This is a genomic window from Bacillus sp. PAMC28748 (assembly GCF_014250415.1).
Lineage (GTDB): Bacteria > Bacillota > Bacilli > Bacillales > Bacillaceae > Bacillus > Bacillus licheniformis.
In genome coordinates this window covers 1,601,114-1,622,503 of record NZ_CP060192.1, presented here as the reverse complement: position 1 = coordinate 1,622,503, position 21,390 = coordinate 1,601,114, and the positions used below count along the sequence as shown (strand labels likewise).

The 21,390-nt window shown below is 49.8% G+C and carries 8 protein-coding genes and 1 riboswitch; of the genes, 1 reads left to right on the top strand and 7 read right to left on the bottom strand.

Translation table 11 applies throughout. The features are described 5' to 3' along the window. Window positions 1-4: 4 nt before the first annotated feature. Window positions 5-1,354, bottom strand: a complete 1,350-nt coding sequence (locus H7F26_RS08245; RefSeq protein WP_003178841.1) for an aminotransferase-like domain-containing protein — start codon at window positions 1,352-1,354, stop codon at window positions 5-7. A gap of 135 nt (window positions 1,355-1,489) precedes the next feature. Between H7F26_RS08245 and H7F26_RS08240 the strand changes: the two genes are divergently transcribed. Further along, entirely contained in the window at window positions 1,490-2,401 is a 912-nt protein-coding gene (locus H7F26_RS08240) for a DMT family transporter (protein WP_003178840.1), read from the top strand. A gap of 46 nt (window positions 2,402-2,447) precedes the next feature. Here the strand turns inward: H7F26_RS08240 and licTE are convergent, their stop codons facing one another. The 6 genes from licTE to H7F26_RS08210 all read right to left on the bottom strand — a co-directional run bounded on the left by licTE (window position 2,448) and on the right by H7F26_RS08210 (window position 21,387). Beyond that, the gene (gene licTE / locus H7F26_RS08235; RefSeq protein WP_003178838.1) at window positions 2,448-3,188 is read right to left on the bottom strand and encodes a lichenysin biosynthesis thioesterase LicTE; all 741 of its coding nucleotides are present in this window, start codon (window positions 3,186-3,188) and stop codon (window positions 2,448-2,450) included. A 3-nt stretch (window positions 3,189-3,191) separates the two neighbouring features. Continuing rightward, a complete protein-coding gene (gene licC, locus H7F26_RS08230) occupies window positions 3,192-7,040 on the bottom strand; it encodes a lichenysin non-ribosomal peptide synthetase LicC (RefSeq protein WP_003178834.1) in 3,849 nt (1,282 codons plus the stop codon). 57 nt (window positions 7,041-7,097) lie between these two features. Further along, window positions 7,098-17,873 (bottom strand): non-ribosomal peptide synthetase, encoded by a 10,776-nt coding sequence (locus H7F26_RS08225; protein ID WP_074788390.1) that lies wholly within the window; start codon window positions 17,871-17,873, stop codon window positions 7,098-7,100. Between the two features lie 183 nt (window positions 17,874-18,056). Further along, a riboswitch (cyclic di-GMP riboswitch) is annotated at window positions 18,057-18,143 on the bottom strand. Between the two features lie 467 nt (window positions 18,144-18,610). Continuing rightward, window positions 18,611-19,423, bottom strand: a complete 813-nt coding sequence (locus H7F26_RS08220; protein WP_016886078.1) for an ABC transporter permease — start codon at window positions 19,421-19,423, stop codon at window positions 18,611-18,613. Beyond that, window positions 19,416-20,282 (bottom strand): ABC transporter permease, encoded by an 867-nt coding sequence (locus H7F26_RS08215; protein ID WP_003178827.1) that lies wholly within the window; start codon window positions 20,280-20,282, stop codon window positions 19,416-19,418. The genes H7F26_RS08220 and H7F26_RS08215 overlap by 8 nt, the downstream gene beginning before the upstream one ends. Then, the gene (locus tag H7F26_RS08210) at window positions 20,269-21,387 is read right to left on the bottom strand and encodes an ABC transporter ATP-binding protein (protein WP_003178825.1); all 1,119 of its coding nucleotides are present in this window, start codon (window positions 21,385-21,387) and stop codon (window positions 20,269-20,271) included. The genes H7F26_RS08215 and H7F26_RS08210 overlap by 14 nt, the downstream gene beginning before the upstream one ends. Window positions 21,388-21,390 lie beyond the last annotated feature (3 nt).

Here is a 21,390-nt window from a genome sequence, read left to right as displayed (position 1 = left end):
CGCCCTAAAAATAAGCGGTTTCCACCGCTTGCCGCAACCGCTCGATGCCGCTGCGGATGTCCTCTTCCTTCACATTGGACGTATTGATTTTCAATAGATTTCTTTTTGGAAAAGCCGGCATATAATGAGCGTTGACCGGTTCGAGCAGGACGTCCCGTTTTTGTAGGCTTTTAATCAGACGGGATGCCGGGATCGTCCGGTCCAATTCAATATGGGTGTGGATAGCCGGCTGTGCGGGAGGATGAAATTCAAACACATCCCCTAGAGACGCGGAACATTCTTTTAGCAGATCATGCAGAAGGCATGATCTTTTTTGATAGGAAGAACGGATCTTTTGCTTATGCTTTTCAAACATCCCGCTCTTCAAATAGATCTCCAAAGCGGCCTGAGACAGCATGGAACTGTCAATGTCGAGCAGCTGTTTGTACCGGTTGAACACAATTGTCAGAGAATCGGGCAGCACGGCGGCTCCGACCCGCAGACCCGGAAAAATAATCTTTGAGAAACTTTTCAAATAAATAACGTGGGAAGAAATGTCATAGTAATGTAACGGATCCGCCTTTTTATCATTCTCCAAATCTCCTAAAAAATCATCCTCGGCAATATAGACGTCATATTTCTCCGCCAGCTTGACGATGGCCGTTTTTTCCCGTTCCGTGTAGGATGTCCCGAGCGGATTGTGGAATCTCGGCATCGTATAAAAAAATTTGATATCTTCGGTTTGAAAGATGCGCTCCAGCTCGTCCATATCGATGCCTTCGGCGGTTCTCTCGATGCCGACCGCGGGGATGCCGTGAACTTCAAGGTATTTAATCAATAAATGATAGCTCGGCTGTTCGATCAGAACTTTCCGCTTCCGGTTTGGAAAAGGCATTGAAGCGAGCAAGGCGAGGGCCTGCTGGACGCCTGATGTAATAAATATGTGTTCCTCTTTTGCAAACACCTGGCTGTTTGCGAGCTCTTTCTGAACGGCTTGGATTAACGACGGCAGACCTTTCGGCGTCCCATAAATAAACAGATCGTTTTTGTATGTATCGATGGCTTTATTGATGCAATGCTGAAAATCGATGTATGGAAAAACATCCGGATCAGGAGCGGATGCTGCGAAATCGATTACAGCCTTTCCGGAGTTGGGCCGCTGATTCGTTTTTTTCACGACGTAATAGCCGCTTTTCGGCACTGAATAGATGAGGTGCCGTCTTTCCAGCTCGTTCAACGCCCTGATGACCGTGCTTTTGCTTACCTTGAAACGTATGGCCAGCGCGCGGATGGAAGGCAGCCTGTCCCCTTCCTGAAAGGATTTGTCTTCGATCATATCCTCCAATTCGTTCATCAGTGCGACATATTTGTGCATGTTCGTCTCCTTCGCCAATCTGTAACGGTACAGATTCCGTTTTTTTGTATTGTATCAGATTTCGCTTCCGTATAAGATGACAGAAGCCGGTAAAATATCTGTATTGCATGCATACTTTAACGGAGATGATCGACTTTGAACAAATCTGCTTATGCGGCAGCTTTGCTCTATGCTTTTATCATTGGATTTTCCTTTTTCTTTGTCAAATTGGCTCTCACTGCAGCGAGTCCGGTCGACATTCTGGCCCATCGCTTTACGGTCGCTTTTTTGGCTGCGCTTATTCCCCTTCTGCTCGGATGGGTGAAGATCGCCATCAGCATAAAAGACGCACTGAAAGTGCTGCCTTTAGCATTATTTTACCCTGTCATGTTTTTTGCTTTTCAAGTTTTCGGGCTCGTCTACACGTCTTCGTCTGAAGCCGGAATCATTCAAGCGGCGATCCCGATTTTCACCATGATATTCGCCGCTTATTTTTTAAATGAGCGGTTTACGAAACGGCAATTCTTTTTTACCGTCTTGTCAGCGGCGGGGGTGGCCTGCATCTTTATGATGAAAAGTGCAGGCACCGGAAGTTCCGATTTAAGAGGGGCGGCGCTGATTTTGCTTTCGGCGCTTTCATCGGCGGGCTACAGCGTGCTCGCCAGAAAGATGACGCGAACCTTCAGCTCGCTTGAATTAACATATGTCACAACGGGAGCGGGATTTCTTTTTTTCAACGGCATCGCCGGAATCAGCCATATGTCAGACGGCACGCTGAGCGGATTTTTTGCCCCCTTCACTGATCCGGTGTTTGTTCTTTCGGTATTGTATTTAGGCGTGTTGTCATCGTTTGCGACATCATTTTTATCAAATTATGCACTGTCAAAAATAGAAGCTGCGAAAATCAGCATGTTTAATCACTTGGCGACACTGGTGACGATTTTGGCGGGGATTATATGGCTGGGAGAATCACTCGAATGGTTTCACTTCGCCGGAACGGGGATGATCATTGCCGGAATTATTGGGGCGACGATGGTTCGGCGGGAAAATCGGCTGAAAAAAAGCTGAAAAAACGGAAAATCGGCAGCTGCAGCACACCGATTTTCCGCTTTCTTTACATTGTCGGAACAGCCGTACTGCGGCTGGCCGCGGCAATCGTTTTCAACTTGGCGGCTACTTGTTCCGTTTCTGATAAAAGATACATATGTCCGCCTTTGAAATAGTGGAAATCGATCGTATTCGCCCACTTTTTCCAGCCAAGCGCATCCCTCATGCATTTCTCATCGCGGTCTCCGTTCAGAATATGCACAGGCGATCTAAGCGGCGTATGATCGGTATGGCAGAACGTCTCAAGCGCTCTGTAGTCCGCTCTGAACGAAGGCAGGAAAAAGTTCATCATTTCCCTGTGCTCTGCCAGTTCTTTGGGTATTCCGCCAAGCTGAATGAGATGGTCGAGAAATGCGTCATCCTTTTGGTGAGACACCTTTTGCCGCTGAATATGGGGCGGCTGTATCGCTGATATCACAGCGGCTGCCGGAAAGATCCCTTCTTGTTCAAGCTTTTGCGCCAGCCTGTAAACAACCATGCCGCCCATACTGTGGCCGAACAGCACGAATTGAGAGGAAAGCCGCGGCTTAAGCGCCGCTATATACAAATCGGCGAGCTTTTCCAAATTGTCGACAAGCGCCATTCGATTTGTGCCGTGTCCAGGCGGTTCGATCGCCAGCATATCAAAATCTGTTTTTAAATGTTCGTGAAGCGGTCTGAATGATGCCGAATATCCCCCGGCAAACGGGAAACAGATCAACTGCATACCGCTTGCCGGCGCTCCAAACTGCTTAATGATCTCGTTCATGCATCATGCACCTCCGATTACAGCGGCACGTTCGCCCAAAATCTGTCTGATGAGATCTGCGTTGCTTTTAACAAAGCCGTCCGCAAGCATTTCATCATGTCTTCCAGCGCCTTGATATTCATCATATGAAGACTCCGTTCCTTCTTTCCACAACGAAAGCCATGCCGGGAGCGGTTTTGCGTGCTCTGATTTGATCAAATGAATCTCCGAGCTGACCGTTCCTTGATGGACAAGATTGACAAAGTAAGAATAATAGGCTGTCATCTTTTTAGCGATGCCATCGGCAACCGTCTTGATTTTCATATATTCATTGTCCTTGTTGGCTTCCATCAAGGCGGCCGTATCGGCTTCAATTGACCGCCCTTCTAAATCGCTGACATCGTTCTTCATATATGAGTCGATCATCAGCAGCTTTTCGACCTTCCGTCCGTTCTTTTCGAGCGCTTGCGCCACTTCAAAGGCAAGTCCGCAGCCGGCTGAATAGCCGATCAATGTCAGCGGCCCTTCAGGCTGAAGGTCGGAGATGGCTTCTGCATAGCGCACAGCGCGGTCATCGCTTTCTATAAAGTCGAACGCGTGAATCCTGTATTCCGGCATTTGTTCGGCCAGCTTGCCGTACATGATGCCGTATCCGAGGACAGGCGGGAAAGCGAACAAATGGCGGGTGCTTGCCTGATTGAAGACGGTTTTTTTCACTTCATCCACATGGCCGCCTTGGTCGATATAAGCCGCGAGGCCCTCGATTGTGGGCATTTCAAACAACACATTCACCGGAACATCGATTGCGAGATCTTTCAGCATCCGGGAGGCGACGGCCATGGCTTTCAATGAATGTCCCCCGATTTCAAAAAAGTTCTCGTCTATTCCGATCTGCTGTCTGCCGAGAACCTCAGACCAAATCACTGCAAGCTTTTCTTCCGTAGCATTGCGGGGTGCACGGCGCTCTGTTGAATTCGGCCGGCCATCGGCTTCAGGGAGAAGGCGTCGGTTGACTTTTCCGTTAGCGGTAAGCGGCAGCTCTTCAAGCATGATATACGCAGCCGGCACCATGTAAGCCGGTAGCCTCCGCGCCAATTGGCGGCGAACCTCCTCGTTTGCAACCTCAGTTCCCTGCACCGGGACGACATAAGCGGTGAGCGCCGCATCCCCGTTCCCGCTTTTCCTGGCGGTTACAACGGCTTCCTTTACGCCTTGGCAGCGCATCAGCTGCTCTTCGATTTCACCGAGCTCAATCCGGTGTCCGCGGATTTTCACTTGATCATCGATCCGCCCGATGAAGTCGATATTGCCGTCCGGCAGCCAGCGGGCCAGATCTCCCGTCCTGTACATCGTTTCACCGCTGTTAAACGGATGCGGCGCGAATTTTTCCGCAGTCAGTTCCGGCCTGTTCAAATAGCCGCGCGATACTCCTGTACCGCTCAGACACAATTCACCCACCGCTCCAATCGGCTGAAGCCGGTTATTTTCCGTCAGGATGTATGCATTCGTTTCGTTTATCGGCTTGCCGATCGGAATGGAAACAGCGCTGTCTTCCATACGGTTGACCGGATAGAACGTCGCGAAGACGGTCGTTTCCGTCGGCCCGTATACATGGATGATCCTGTCCGGTCCCATGGCAGCAAATGCTTTCTTGACATGGCTGACAGATGAGCGCTCTCCGCCGAACAGGACTTTGCGAATCCCTTTCATCCACCCTGTTCCCGCATCAACCAGCAAGTTGAACAGCGCCGTTGTCACAAACATGACTGTGATGTTTTCCTTCTGAATCGCTTCTGTCAGCTTGCCGATATGGAGAATCGTCGCCTGATCGGCCACCACCAGCTTTGCTCCGTTTAACAGCGCGCCGTACAGATCAAATGTGAAGCCGTCAAACGCATAGTTTGAAAGGGACAGCAAGGTGTCTTTCTCGGAAAGGCTGATGTAGTTTGTCTCTTTTACAACCCTTGTAATATTGGCATGTGTCGTCAGATTGCCTTTCGGTTTTCCCGTTGTGCCAGACGTATACATAATATAAGCAAGGTCGTCCGGCTCGGCGGCGATTTCGAGGTTTCTCCCGCTTTCTGCAGACACAGCAGGATCGTCGATCAGGATCGTATGCTTATGAAAAGAAAGCGACGCCGCCCGGCCGGCAAGCTCTTCCTGTGTCAGCATGCAAACAGCCCCGCTGTCTTCCAGCATATACTGAATCCGTGCTTCAGGATATTCCGGGTCAATCGGCAGATAGGCGCCCCCTGCTTTTAAGACGGCGAGTATCGCGATGACCATTTCCGGCGAACGGCGGAACAAAAGGGCGACGGGCTCGCCGCGGCCGACGTTCTTTTTGCGCAAAAGGTGCGCGACCTTGTTCGCCTTTTCGTTCAATTCCCGATATGTCAGCGTCCGCCCGGCCGCTGATACCGCGGGCTTTTCCGGGAGCGCTTCAGCGTATTGCTCAAACCATTGGGGAATCGTCAGGCCGATTTGCTTCCGTTGGACTTGACCGTTAAATTCATGGAGAAGTCGCTCTTTTTCCTTTTTGGAAACGACACAAATGTCGTCAAGCGGCTGCTCCGGATCTCTGATGACCTCGCGAATGGCTGTCAAAAGCTGTTCTTTTAACCGCAAGATGAAAGATGGTTCGAATATATTCCGGTTGTATGCAAGTTTCAGCATCATTTCTTCACCCGGTGAAGCAAGCAAATTCAGATCATAATTCGATTTTTCAAAAACGCTGATCTCGTCCATTGTGAAGCCGAGATTTTTTTCTTTCTGCTGTTTATTGGCTTCTTGCAGCGGGTAATTTTCAAAAACGATAATATGGTCGATTAAGTTCGGCGCTGCTATATGACTTTGAATTTCATAGAGCGGCACATATTGATGCGGTTCAGCTTCGAGCGCCTGCTTCTGCAAATCAGCGACCAGCTCCGTAAAGGTCGTTTGCGGGCCAAAGGTCGCCCGTTTCGGGACGACATTGATAAACAAACCGACCATGTGCTCGACACCTTGAATGTCAGCGGGGCGGCCTGAAACAACTGTACCGAAGATCAGATCGCGGGATCGCTGATAGCGGCTGAGCAGCACCGACCACACCGCCTGAAGCGCCGTGCTCAACGTGGTATGATGCGCTTTTGCTAGCTGTGTGAACGCTTCTGTATCTTCTTTTGGAAGTGTAAACAGCAGTTCTTCCGGCTGATTGCCGGCTTGCTCCGGGTTTTTCCGCTGTTCGCTGAATGTCGTCTGCCCTTCGAATCCGGCTAAATGATGTTCCCAGTAGACCAGCGATTTTTGTTTGTCCTGGCTTTCGAGCCATTTAATATATTCTTTGTAAGGTCTGACAGGCCCGAGGCTGTATGGCCTGTTTTCACGGAGCGCGTTGTATACTTCGAACAGCTCCTGTACGACAATGCCGAAGCACCATCCGTCAAGCAGAATATGATGATAGCTCCACACCCATTCGTAACGATCCTGCCCCTTCTTAAAAACCGCCGTTCTCATCGGAATGTCTTTTGAGAGGTTAAATCCTTTTTCTTTATCTTTTCGTTTATAATCTTCAATTCTCTCATTTTGTTCTGCTTCAGAAAGTCCTGATAGATCAATTTCTTCTGCCTGAAATGACCTTTCCTTTAAAACGACTTGAACCGGACGTTTCATTTTTTCATGAACGAAAACGGTTCGGAATATATCATACCTGCCGATGATGACATTCATGCTTTTTTCCAATACATCCTTTTGAAAAGAGCCTTTCACCTGCATGCTGATTTGTTCAATATAAAAGCCTTGCCCCGGATGCAGCAGCGTATGAAACAGCATCCCTTCCTGCATCGGTGACAAATAGTATATGTCTTGGACATGTTCTTTTTTAAACTGGCTCAAGATCGTATCCCCCTTTCATAGGCTCGCCCGCTTGACAAGCGGGCAAGTCCTCGGTGGTTATTTCAAGTTTTCTTCAAGAACGTCAAACAGGTCGCCCATTTCTTCCATCTCAAGATCGCCGGCAGAAAAATCACTCGGTGTAAATTCGCGTTCTTCTTTAGCTGTACAATGGTCGATCAATGCTGTCAGGAAAGCTTTGAATCTGTCCATGAGCTCCTGTATGGTCTGCCTGTCATATTCCTCTGTATTGAATGAACATGACAAGATGAATTTTTCCTTGCTGATGATGCCGCTGAAGCTCAGTGCATAGAGTGCTTCAGACCTTTCAGAGACCTGTCTTCCCATATCATAAGGAGAAGGCCCAAAGAAGCCGGTCTGCACCTCCCTGTCGATCTGTCCCAGGTAGTTAAAGCTGATGTCAGGCTTGATCGAGAAAATTGCACCGGCTTTTTTCCGGTCTGTTAAGTAGCGAAGGATGCCGTAGCCGATTCCTTTGTCAGGAATGCGCCGGAGGGTTTCTTTGACGTTTTTAATGGTCTCAGGCAACCCTGCCGCTGCTTGGCTTTTTAAAACAACTGGATATTGTGCGGTAAACCACCCCGTCGTTCTCGAAATGTTCATCCCTGGAATGATTTCCTCCCTGCCGTGGCCTTCCATATTGATGCAAATATTGGAGCCGTTCGTCCATTCCCTGATCGTCAGGCTGAGAGCGGAAAGCAGGATATCGTTGATATCCGTTCCATACGGCTCATGCACTTTCGTCAGCAGCAGACGAGTCTCCGCTTCGCTTAATTCAAACTTAACAGCAGAGGTGTTTTCCGCTTTTCTTTCTGCGGCAGCACGATCTTTCGGCAGCTCACAAATACGCTCTTGTTCAAGTCTGCGCCAATAATCGGCCGTTTTAAGGAAGCGTTCGGTTTGCGCATAAGCCTCAAGCGCTTCGGCCCAGTCTTTAAACGAATTGGTTTTATCAGGGAAAACAACATCATGCTGCTGTGCGGCCTGCGAATAGCCTGATGCAAAGTCTTCCAGCAGAATCCGCCATGACACGCCGTCGATCACCAAATGGTGAATGACGATCAGCAAATGGTCGCCTTCCGCAGTCTGATACTGTTCAGCCTTTACAAGCGGCCCGTTTTCAAGATCAAGGCTTGCCTGAAGGCGGTTTGCTTGAGCGGCTATTTCCGTTTCAATGTCGGTGACATATCGCAGGTCAACCACTCGAAAGGCGAACGAACGGTCATCCGGCCCGCGGTTATATTGAATGAGGCGGCCGTTATTCTTTTGATACACCATGCGAAGTGCATCATGATGCTCTGTCAATGCCGCCAATGTCTGTTCGACGAGCTCCGGGTCAAACCCTGAAGGGGCGTGAAGCATGACCGACTGATTCCAGTGATGCTCGTTCGTAAATTTCCGTTCGAAGAACCAGCGCTGGATCGGCGTCAGTGTGACTTCGCCTTCGACAGGGCCTTGATCGATCGGTTTAGCGTCAGCGGCTTGAACATAAGAACTGAGCTCCCCGATCGTCGGGTGCTGAAACAAGTCCTTCATCTCCAGCTTCCACCCGTGCTGCTGAAGCCGGCTTGCCATTTGAATTCCTTTGATCGAGTCCCCGCCGAGCGCGAAGAAATTGTCCGTGACTCCGATTCGGTCTATGCCGAGAACATCCTGCCAAATGTCTGCCAACAGCTGTTCCGTTTCTGTGCGCGGCGCTTTGTATTCAGCTGTCTGCGCTTCGACGTCAGGCTGAGGCAGCGCCCTTCGGTCGACTTTTCCGTTCGCCGTAACCGGAAGCTCATCAAGCTGCACCCAATACGCCGGTACCATGTAGTCCGGAAGCGTCTGCCCCAGCTTACGGGCGAGGCTTTCTGTATCAAGCTGTTCGTCCGCAACGACATAGCCGCACAGCGCTTTGTTGCCGTAGGCGTCTTCGATGTCGGTGACGACTGCTTCCTGAACTTCAGAGAGCCGCGCGAGCTGGACTTCAATTTCAGAAAGCTCGATCCGGAAGCCGCGGATTTTCACCTGCTGGTCGATCCGGCCGATGTACTCAAGCCGCCCGTCTTCCAGCCATTTGACCGCATCCCCTGTCCGGTACATGCGCTCGCCCGGCACAAACGGGTCTTCCGTAAAACGCTTCGCCGTTTCCTCCGGCTTGTTCAGATAGCCGCGCGCAAGCCCGCGGCCGGCGATGCACAGCTCGCCAGCGACGCCGACAGGCTGAACTTCGTTGTTTTGTCCAAGCACATACGCCCGCGTATTGGCAATCGGCTTTCCGATCGAAAGCATGCCTTCATCAGGATCGATTGCTGTGCTCGTCGCAACGACTGTGTTTTCCGTCGGCCCATAGTTGTTGACGAGCGTGTAGTTCCGTTTTTCGATCCGCTTCAGCTTGTCTCCGCCAGTAAGCAGCACGCGCAGCGACTGGTTGTCGAGCTCCATGAACTGTTCGCACAGCTGTGTCGGCAGGAACGTGATCGTAATCCCGTTCTCTTCGAAATATTCATTCAAACGCGTAATGTCCATCCGGATCGCTTCATCGATGATATGAAGCTCCGCTCCGGCGATCCAGTACGGGAACATCTCCCAGACGGAAGCGTCAAAGCCGAAGCCGGCATATTTCGCGCTTTTGTCCTGTTCGGTGACCGTGAATGCATCGTTATGCCAATAGCACAAGTTCACGAGCGATTGATGTTCGACCATGACGCCTTTCGGCTGGCCTGTCGTGCCCGATGTGTAAATCAAGTATGCCAGGTTGTCAGACTGAGCCTCTGCGCTTGGATTGATGTCATCCTCGGGATAAAGCTCGCCGGCCAGAATGGAGGCTTCTCTATTCAAATCGATCACTTCTCCGGTAAATGCGTCCGGCATCGTTAATCCGCTTTGCGTCAGAAGCAGTTCTGCACCGCTGTCTTTCAGTACGTATCCGATCCGCTCGGCCGGATAGCCGGGGTCGATCGGTACATAGGCCGCTCCCGCTTTCAAAATCGCGAGCACGCCGGCCGCCATTTCCAGCGAAGGCTTCACCATGATCCCAACCCGCTGTTCAGGGCCGGCCCCTTTTTCGATCAGCAGCCGGGCCAGACGGTTGGCGCGCGCATTCAGCTCTTTGTACGTCCACTGCACGCCGTTGTACACCGCTGCCCCGCGGTCAGGCGTGCGGAGGACTTGCGCTTCGAACAGCTCATGGACTGTTTTGTTCTGCGGCACGTCGAGAACTGTTTCGTTCCATTCGTACAAGATCCGCCGTTTATCGGCTTCATCCAGAAGCGAAAGGTCTGAAAGGCTTGCATCCGGGTTTTCGGCAATCGCTTCGAGCAGGTTGACCCAGTACCCGCTCCAGCGTTTGATCGATTCGCGCTTAAAGAGAGCTGTATTGTATTCCATTTCAAAAACGAGAAGTCCGTCTTCTTCCGCCGCTGTCAACGTCAGATCAAATTTCGCAGTCTGATGGGCAAAATCATACGGTTTAAGTGTGACTCCTTCCATTGACAAGTCTTTCAAATCGGCATTTTGCATTGAAAAGACGGCATCAAATAACGGGTTTCGGCTCATGTCGCGCTGGATGTTCAGCTTCTCGATCAGTTCTTCAAACGGGTAATCTTGATGCTCAAATGCGCCGAGCGTCGTTTCTTTTACTTCCTCAAGGAATGCAGAAAACGGCTTGTCTCCTTCAGGACGCGTTCTTATCGCAAGCGTATTGACAAACATGCCGATGATACGGCTCAAATCTGCATGCGGCCGCCCGGCAGCCGGAGAGCCGAAAATGACCTCGCTCTGTCCGCTCAGTTTCGATAAAAACGTACTGTATGAGGCAGCGAGCACCATGTATAAAGTGCTTTCCGTTTCCTTGGCCAGTCTTCTGAGCTGCTGGACAAGCTCCGGTTTCAGAGAAAAGCTGATACGGCTTCCTTCAAACGTTTGAACAGAAGGACGCGGATAGTCTGTCGGGAGCGTCAAAACAGGCAGTTCGCCGTCAAGCTCCTTGAGCCAGTATTCCTCCTGCATTTTGTGCCGTTCAGTGAGCAAGTGCTGCTGCCATACAGCATAGTCTTTATACTGAATCCTCAGCGGTTCAAGCGCCTCTCCCGCATAAAGCCTTGTCATCTCATCGATCAGCACGCTGACGGAAGCGCCGTCTGAAATGATATGATGCATATCGACAAGCAAAAGATGTTTTTCTTCCGTGACACGTATGATGCTCATTCTAAATAACGGAGCCTTTGTTAAATCAAACGGCCTGATGAACTCTTTAATCAGCTTTTCCGCTTCTTGTTCATCTGCATCGATGACATCAATGGTCAATTCCGCAGCTTCCCAAATCCGCTGAACAGGTTCGCCGTTCCTGATTTCAAACGTCGTGCAGAACGCTTCATGGCGCTTGATCAGCATTTGCGCGGCAGACTCCAGGCGCTTCAGGTCAAGCTTTCCTTCAAGTTGGAGAACGGCCGGCATGTTATAGCTTTTCTCAGCGCCTTCAATCTGCTGAAGAACGTACAGCCGTTTTTGCGCCGACGAAACGGGGTACGTTTCCCGGTCCGGCGCCGCTTCAATATAAACGGCAGATTTTTTCTCAGATTTTGCCGCCGCCTGGGCCAGGCTTTCGATTGTCGGCGCCTGGAACAAGTCTTTCAGCTGCAGGTCAACATTCATCTCTTGCTGGATGCGGGCGATGAGCGTCATTCCGAGTAAAGAGTGTCCGCCGAGTTCAAAAAAATTGTCATGCACACCGATTTTCGGTACATTGAGCACCTCCTGCCAAAGATCGGCAAGCTGCGCTTCTGTGCCGCTCCTTGGCGCCGTATATTCCTTTTGCGCGGCCTGCGCGATATCCGGTTCAGGCAGCGCCCTTCTGTCGATCTTTCCATTGCCTGTGAGCGGAAGCTCATCAAGCTGCATAAACACAGACGGGATCATATAGCCTGGCAGACCTTCTGCCGCATGTCGGCGAAGCTCTTGGCTCGAAAGCTCCTGATCAGCCGTAAAGTATGCACAGATCATTTGATCTCCCGCCCCGGTGTCAACAGCAAGAACAGCGGCTTCCTGAACCATGTCATGCGTTAGGAGATGATGCTCGATTTCGCCCAGCTCGATTCTCTGTCCGCGAATTTTGACCTGATGATCAATCCGACCGATAAATTCGAGGCATCCGTCGGCAAGCCATCTCGCCATATCACCCGTCCGGTAAATCTTTTCGCCGGTTTTGAACGGATGCGCCGTAAACTTTTCAGCCGTCAGTTCAGGGCGGTTAAAATAGCCGCGGACAAGGCCGTCTCCGCCGACGCATAATTCTCCCGCAACCCCTGCCGGCTGTACATTGCTGAATGAATCAAGAATCAGAACCTCCGTATTGCTGACAGGCTTTCCGATCGGTATAGCCTGCGCATCGTCCGGCACTTCATTGACTGGATGGTAGGTTGTAAAGACCGTGCTCTCAGACGGACCGTACATATGAAGCAGCCGCCCTCTGCCAACTGTCTTCAGAGCTCTTCTGACATGATCGACAGATGCACGTTCGCCGCCGAACAGAACCCTGCGGAGTCCCTTCAAACTGTCCGGCCGCATGTCTGTCAGCAGATTGAATAATGCGGTCGTGATCATTAAAATCGTAATCTTTTCTTTTTCGAGTACATGTGCGAGCCGGCTCATATCAAGAATCGTGTCTTTTGGAGCTATCACCAGCTTGGCGCCGTTCAGCAATGAACCGAACACATCAAACATAAAGGCGTCGAACACATAATTTGAAATCGAAAGAACGATATCGGATTCCATCACTTCCAAGTAATTCGCGTTTTTTACAGTACGCAAAATATTCCGGTGAGAGACCATATTGCCCTTCGGCGTCCCTGTCGTTCCAGATGTGTACGTTAGATTTGCCATTGCTTCCGGAGAAATCGGAAGGCGCAAATCAGACGCATCTCCCATATAAAGGTTTTCATCCTCAACAAATAGGATGTCGCCGCCAAATTCCGCCGCCTCAGCGAGCGGCTTCATCGCCTTTTGCGTTAAAAGAACCGCCGCTCCGCTGTCCTTGAAGAAATGTTGCACACGCTTTTCCGGATGATCGGGATCGATCGGCACATAAGCCCCGCCGGCTTTCAGCACAGCGAGAATGCCGATGACCATTTCAGCCGACCTGGCCGTAAGAATGGCCGCCGTCGTGCCGGCTTGCACGCCACTTTCGCGGAGGCGCCTTGCCAATTGGTTCGCTTTCCGATTGAGCTCATCATATGACCATACTTTGTCTTCAAATTGCAGGGCGGGATAACCGCCTCTTTCTGCAGCCTGTTCCTCGAATAGCTGAACGATCGTTTTCTCCCGCGGATAATCGCTTGTCGCGGGGTTGAACGCGACGAGCTGGCGATTCGTTTCTTCTTCTGTCAAAAGGCTGTACTCGCCGATCCTGAGCATCGGATCAGCCGCCATGTCCTCCAGAAGGTTCAAGTATGCTTTCAGCATCCTTTCAGCCGTATCTTTTTTAAACAGCTTCGTGCTGTAATCCAAATCGAGTATCAATTCTCCCTGCTCTTCTTTTGCCTGCAGCGTCAAGTCGAATTTTGCAATATTGAAGTTCGTTTCATAAATCGAGAGGTGCAAATCGCCGAGCAGCGGAATGTCTTCCCATGCATTCTGCAAAATAAACATCGTGTCAAAGATGGGATGACGGCTTAAATCGCGCGATGCGCCAAACTTCTCCGCAAGCCGCTCAAACGGATAATCCTGATGCTCAAAAGCATCGATTACCGTTTTCTTTACATCATTCAGGAAGTCTGCGAACGTTCTGCCCGGGTCCACTTTTGAACGGATCGCCAGCGTATTGACAAACATGCCGATGATTCCTTCCAGATCGGAATGTCTGCGGCCGGCCGCCGGCGTCCCGACGATCACATCTTCCTGCCCGGAGTACTTTGCAAGAAGCATGTTGTACGCAGACAGCATGACCATGTACAATGTCGCGCCGTTTTGCTCTGCCAGCACGGCTAATTTTTCTTTCAGGTCTTTTGGCAGGACTGCGGATACCCTGTCTCCTTCAAAGCTTTGAACAGGCGGCCTCGGCTCGTCCGTCATCAGCTGCAGTACGGGAAGCTCGCCGGCAAACATGCTTTCCCAATAGGCCTCTTCTTTTTGAAAGCCTTCTTGTGCTTGCGCCCTTTGCCAGAAGGCATAATCTTTGTAATGCAAACGCAGCTCCGGCAATTCCTCCCCGTTATACAGCGCGGCCAGTTCATTCAATATGATCGAAATCGACACGCCGTCAGATACGAGATGATGCATATCGAACAACAGCAGATGTCTGCCGTCTGCAAGGCTGACGAGACCCGCTCTCATCAGCGGAGCTTTGGCGAGATCAAAGCGGCGGACAAATGATTTCGCGATTTGTTCGATCGGCTTGCCTTCCGCCTTAACCTTCTCAATCTTGAACTGAACCCTTTGATGAACGGTCTGCCTCGGCTCGCCATCCACAACTGTAAACGAAGTACGCAGCGCCTCATGCCTATCAATCAGTTTTTGAAAAGCAGCTTCAAGGCGCCCAGAGTCAAGAGTGCCTTCAAGCATCGCCGCGGCCGGCATATTGTAGCCGACTCCGGCACCCTCCAGCTGGCTGACGATATAGATTCGCTGCTGCGCCAATGAAAGAGGATAATCGTCACTTTCCGGCGCCGGTTCAATTACCGCGAATCCGTCTTTCTCGGCTTCAGAAACAAAGCCGCTCAGCGCCGCTACTGTCGGCTTTTCAAATAGGACTTGCAACGGAACTTCGACTCCGAAAGCTTTATGAATTTTTGCCAGCATGGTCATCGCTTTGAGAGAGTGGCCGCCCAGATCAAAAAACTGGTCGTGGATTCCGACTTGTTCAGCTCCGAGCACTTCCTGCCATATACCCACCATTTTTTCTTCACATTCATTTCTCGGCGCCGCATATTCTGCAGTCCCGCTGACAGACACCTCATGGCGAAGCAGCGCTTTCCGGTCGACTTTTCCGCTTGCCGTCAGCGGTATTTCATTAAGCTCGACAAAGCAGGAAGGGATCATATAATCAGGCAGGTGTTTGGATAAGTGCTCCCTCAGTCCCTGAATGTGAATCTTTCCGCCTTGTTTCGGAACGACATAAGCGCAAACCTCAAGGCTGCCGCCGGTTTCATGCCGCGCGAGGACAACTGCTTTTTCGACAGCAGGGGCTCCTTGCAGCACCGACTCTATCTCGCCAAGCTCGATCCGGAAGCCGCGGATTTTCACTTGATCGTCTCTTCGGCCGATAAAATCAACTGTACCGTCAGGAAGCCAACGTGCAGTATCCCCTGTTCGATACATGAGACCTCCGGATACAAACGGGTCTTTCAAGAACCTGTCTCTGGTCATGTCAGGCAAGTTCAAATAGCCTCGCCCGACTCCGTCTCCTGCAATATACAATTCCCCTTCGACGCCATCAGGAAGGAGTGCGCCGTTTTCATCCAAAATATAAAAACGGTTATTTCCTATCGGCCGGCCAATCGGTACATAGGCCGTATCGTATTGAAGATCTGTGCGGTTTGTAATCGTAAAAGAAGAGGCATCCACACAAGTTTCCGTCGGTCCGTAAACATTCGTAACAGCAGGCACGGATTCAGCTGTTTCTGCAAATAACTGAAGCAGCCTTTCCGTCGCAACCCTTGATAAAGCCTCTCCTCCAACAAGCATATGCCTCAATTTGACGCCTGAAAGATCATCAGCCGCAGCCAAAAGCTGCAAATGTGCCGGTGTACCGTCTGTCACATCGATTTGATGCCGGCGGTAATAATCCGATAAAGCGCGTCCGTCGGAAACCGTCTTTTTCGGTACGATGTACAACGTTTGCCCGAGCAATAGAGACGTAAAAATCTGCTGAACGGAAGCATCAAAATGAAATGGAGCCAGAAGCGCCAGTTTCAAATCATCCTGATCGTATGTACCAACGGCCTGTTGAAGTCCTCTGACAAGGTGGTGGACCTGCCTGTGTTCAATCATGACGCCTTTTGGACGGCCCGTTGTACCGGAAGTATAAATGATGTATGCAAGGTGCCCGGCGCCTGCCGCTGAAGACGGATAGCCGTTTTCCCGCGATTCAGAAAGCGCTTCGCTGAACTGCACCGTTTCAGCCGTTTCAAAAGTCAGCCCGCTGTCTGTGATAACCGCTTTCGCCTTTGAATCCTCCAGCATAAAACGGATTCTTTCTTCCGGAAATCCAGGATCGATCGGTACATAAGCTCCGCCGGCTTTCAAAACGCCCATCATCGCCGTGATGACCCGCTCTGACCGCTCCATCACTATCGCAGCCGGAGCATCAGGCCCGATGCCTCTTCTCCGAAGCGCCATTGCCAAGCGGCTCGATTGTTCATTCAACTCCCGGTACGAAAGTTTTTGTCCTTCATATACAACCGCTGTTTTTTCGGGATGATCGGCTGCTTTTTGTTCAAATAAACCGTGCAGGGTCATGTTCTTGTCATATGCAATGGTTTGGCTTGATGCACGCTTTAACAGCCGCTCTTTTTCAAAAGCGGGAACAATCTCCAGTTCAGCGATTGTTTTTTGCGGAGACAGCAGGGCATCTTCAAGCAGCGTCATCAGCCGTTCATATAACACGGCCATTTCTTCCGAAGTAAAAAGCTCCTCCCTGTAATCAAAATCAATCGCAAGCGTCCCGGTATCCCATCTCTCTTTCACATGAATGGAAATATCGTTTACTTCACTGCCGCTGAAAATCGGCTCGGTAAGAAACGACACCGTTTCTTTTTGCTGCCATTGCATAACCTGATATTCCAGTGAGACGGCGAACAATTTGCTGACATGCGGCTGTCTTTCCCGCAAATCATTAATCAGCAGATTGTACGGATACTTTTGATGCCGAATGATTTTCAGCTGGTCCTTCATTCTTTCCTGCACAAATGCACTAAAGTCTTGGTGTACTTCAATGGAGGCTTTCATCGGAATCGTCGACACAAACATCCCGAGCATCTGTTTTTCTTTTGCATTTGTCCGGTTACCCATAAATGTTCCGAGAACGACGTCTTTTTGTCCGGTTACCCGGTGCATATAGATGTGCAGAATGGATAGGAACAGGGAGAGTACACTGATGTTGTGTTCATTACAATACGTTTGAATTTTTTTATACAGGTCAGGGGAAATCTCTTTTGAAAAGCGGGCTGCATCCAATTGGATCTGATACGTATCGCTCGCTTTTAACGATACGGGCTCCGGAATCGCTTCATATTGTGCGTTCCAATATGCTTTATCCTTCTGGAAACGCTTCGAATTTTCATACTCCAATTCGCTCTGGATATGTTCCGTAAATGATGACTGTACAGGTTCAAGGTCGGTTTCCCCTTTGGCAAGCTTCAAATAAATATCTGTAATCCGGTTGCCTAGGATCGTCATAGAAATGCCGTCGGAAATGATATGATGAACTTTTGCAAAAAACCAGCTTTCTTCTTCACTAATGCGAACAACGGCAAATTTAAACAGCGGACTGTCATACAAAGGCAGGGGCCGGCGCGCCTCAGCTTGTCCCCATTTAAGAACGCCGTCTGCTCCTCCGCTTTCTGAAGCATCAAAATATTCAATTTGGAAAGGTTCGTCTTCCGCTATATACTGCTTCGGCTCATCCTCTCCTTCAAACATCAGCCTGAATCGCATCGTGTCATTCGTACGAACAAACTTGCGAATCGCTTCAGTCAATAACCCGGAATCGATTCCGGATGCAGATTTTAATTTTCCAAAGCCGCTCAAATTTGAAACACTTGTACCGGGATAGAACTTTTCCGTGTACCAAATTCGCCTTTGAGCATGTGTCAGCGGGTAAAATGTGTTTCCCATTCTTTATTCCTCCTTTATCTCTTGTTATGTATGACGATGCGAACAGCCAAGCCGCAATGCAATGTTGCGGTTTTGCGATGAGCGAAAAACGCTGTCACAGATTTGTCGTTTCCAATAAAACATTATATTGGAAATAAAAAGAAAAGAGCCCGCCCGAATAAAAACGGGCGAACTCCCTGTTTATTCGGCAACCTGTCAACCGTAGCACCGTCAGCACCTTAGGCCATGGCTTTGCGTCCCTGCGTTTCCGCAGGTTTGCCTTTATCTGCTTTTCTTGATATAAATTCATTTTCTGCTCACAGTTAACTTTAAATGAAAATTTTGTTTTTTTCACCGAAAAATAGGTGAAAAGTTTCATGCGGGATACCGAATGTTGTACATGAATGTTAATGCGCGATCCCGAAATCGACAAAAAAATATGCGGGAAAACGAAAAAAATCGTTTAAATCCGCAAAAAATTCCAAATCTTAGATAAAGAGTATATTAAAATATTAAAAAAACAGCATGGACTTCATAAATAAATCATGAAGGTCTGTTAAAGCTTCGGCGCTTCCTTTTACAATGTTCATTCAATTAAAACGTTTCTTTTACCAGGCCGTTTAAACTGACGAGAAAAGACAAACCGGCTTGCGAAAACATTGAAGCAGAATGTTAAATTTGCTGAACTGTCTCATTCTGAACGGTATCTTGAAATACTTCCGATGCTCCATACAAAAAAGCAGGCTGAGTTTCGCCTGCTACATGGTTTTTGAGAGCCCGATCGTCCGTTCGATGATGATCAGCGCAATCACTGAAACCGTGATAAAAATAACCGAAATCGCATGAACGCTCGGATCAAATGTCTGGTCAATATAGCTGAATGTACGAACCGGTACAGGCGTGACAGCCGGTGAAGAAACAAACAGACTGATTGATATTTCTCCGAATGACGTTACAGAGGCAAAAACGGCTCCCGCAATGATTCCCGGTTTAATAAGCGGCAAGATGACATGAAAAAAGGTATGCCAGGGACCTGCGCCGAGATTCATGGATGCCAGTTCAAGCTTCTGATCCACGTTTGCCATGCTGACTCCGACCGTCCGAACGACATACGGAAGGCTGATCAGCATATGCCCGGCGGCCAGCCCGGCAAACGTGCCGTTTACCCCAATCATTGTCAATAAATAGAGAAATGATACGCCTAATGCGATTTGGGGAATCATCAACGGCGATAAAACAAAAGCCTGAATCGCCTGTTTTCCCGGAAAGTTCAGCCGCGCCAATGCATAGGCTGCAACTGTTCCAAGGATCACCGCAAGAGGCGTTACAACGAGAAGCAGCATAAAGCTGACCCAAATCGATTCCATCCAGCCGCTGCTGCTGAAAACTCCGGCAAACCAGCGCAGCGAGATGCCTGATGGCGGGAACTTCGGATATTCGTCCGGGCTGAATGCCGACAGTATGATCACGAAGACGGGCAGCGCCAAAAAGAAGTATACCAATAAACCCGCTGTCCAAACACACGCATCAATCCATTTTCCCCTGCGCATACGTCGCAATCGCCTACCCATTTATTCTCGCCTCCCAACGCTTTTGGAAAATGCCAAGGATTCCAATAACCACGCTGACAACGGCTAATAAAGTAATCGACATTGCGGCTGCAAGAGGAAGATGAAAGACTTGCATGACCTGCTGATAGATGGACAACGGCAGGAGCGGCTGCATCCTTCCCCCGACGAGAAGAGGCGTAATATAGCTTCCGGCAGAAAGCGAAAACACGATCATTGCTCCTGTCAGCAATCCCGGAACCGTCATCGGCAAGGTAACGAAAAAAAATGTCCGCAGCCTGCCCGCTCCAAGGCTCATCGAAGCAAATTTAAGATCAGGTTTCACTTCGCTTAAAGAACTGGCAAGCGGCAGTACTGCAAACGGCAGCATAACCTGGACATATGCAATGATGACTGCGTTCATATTCCATAAAAGCGGCAGGGGCTTTTCAATCATCTTCATACTGATAAGCGCCTCGTTGACGATCCCGTTTTGCGAAAGCAGCACAATCCAGGAAAACGTCCGAATGACAACACTGGTCAATAAAGGGGAAACAAGCAAAATGTAAAACAAAGCCCGCAGCCTGCCGGTTGGCGCCTTAACGAGTAAATATGCCGCCGGATACGCCATCACAAGGCATAAAACAGTGGTCTTCAACGCCGTCCAAATCGTTATACCGATTGTTTTCAAATAAACGTCTGAAGAGAACACCTCGACATATTGAGAAAAACTATACGTATCGAGCGTATTCATCATAGCGTCCACGTCTCTGAAACTTAATAACAGCAGCAGAACAAGCGGCAAAACAAGAAAAACGCCGAGAAATAAAAGGACAGGAACTAGCAAAAACCAATAAAACCGTTTTTGTTCAACAGCCCTCATCTGCATCCTCCTTAACATCCAGCGGAACAAAATCGCCCGGCTCCAAAGAAAGATACACTTGATCTCCCGCCTTCGGCAATCTAGGGAATTGAGGATCGGGCGCCTGAATGATCCATTCTCCTTTGAAAACAGCGGCTTTCAGCCTGAGAGCATGCCCGGCGTAACTGACTTCGGTTATTGTTGCAGGCATTTCAATCAGCCTGTTCTTTTGCTTCTCGAAGGAGACTGAGATCCTCTCAGGCCGCACCATGAACAATACAGAAGTTTTTTTTGAGAGTTCCTGGTTGATTTCAAATGTCAGCGGAACGCCTTCATACACTTCGAAATCGACCGTTTCGTATCCATAGCCGCCCGATGAAGGCTGTATCTTCGACGCACGCGCTTTCAGTAAATTGACCTGTCCGATAAATTCGGCCACAAATTGATTGGCAGGCGTGCGGTACACGTCCAACGGAGTGCCGAGCTGCTGAAGCCTCCCGCATCCGAGAATTCCAATCCTGTCCGATAAGCTTAAAGCCTCCTCCTGGTCGTGCGTCACTAAAATCGTTGTAATGCCGACGCGCTTTTGGATGCTGCGCAGCTCCGTCTGCATTTCTTTTCGAAGTTTCGCATCCAGGTTGCTCAGCGGCTCGTCTAGCAAAAGCACAGACGGCTGAACGGCCAATGCCCGGGCAATCGCCACCCGCTGCTGCTGACCCCCGCTCAGCTGATGGGGCATGCGATTAGCAAACGCTTCAAGCCTGACAAGAGCGAGGCATTCCATCACCCGTTCTTCAATCTTGCGGCGGGGCCATTTTCGGACTTTCAAGCCGTATGCAACATTGTCAAAAACGCTGAGATGCGGGAATAAAGCATAATCCTGAAAAACCATTCCGATATGTCGGTCGTATGGCGGCAAATCAGTTACATCTCGTCCTCCTATATATACAAAACCTGACGTCGGTTCAAGGAACCCGGCAATAATATTCAGGAGCGTTGACTTTCCGCAGCCGCTCGGACCAAGGAGGGAGAAAAACTCCCCTTCTTTGACTTCAAGCTGTACGTCTTCCAATGCGATGGTGTTTCCGAAATGCCGGCTGACATGCCTAATCTGAATTGCGCTCATGTT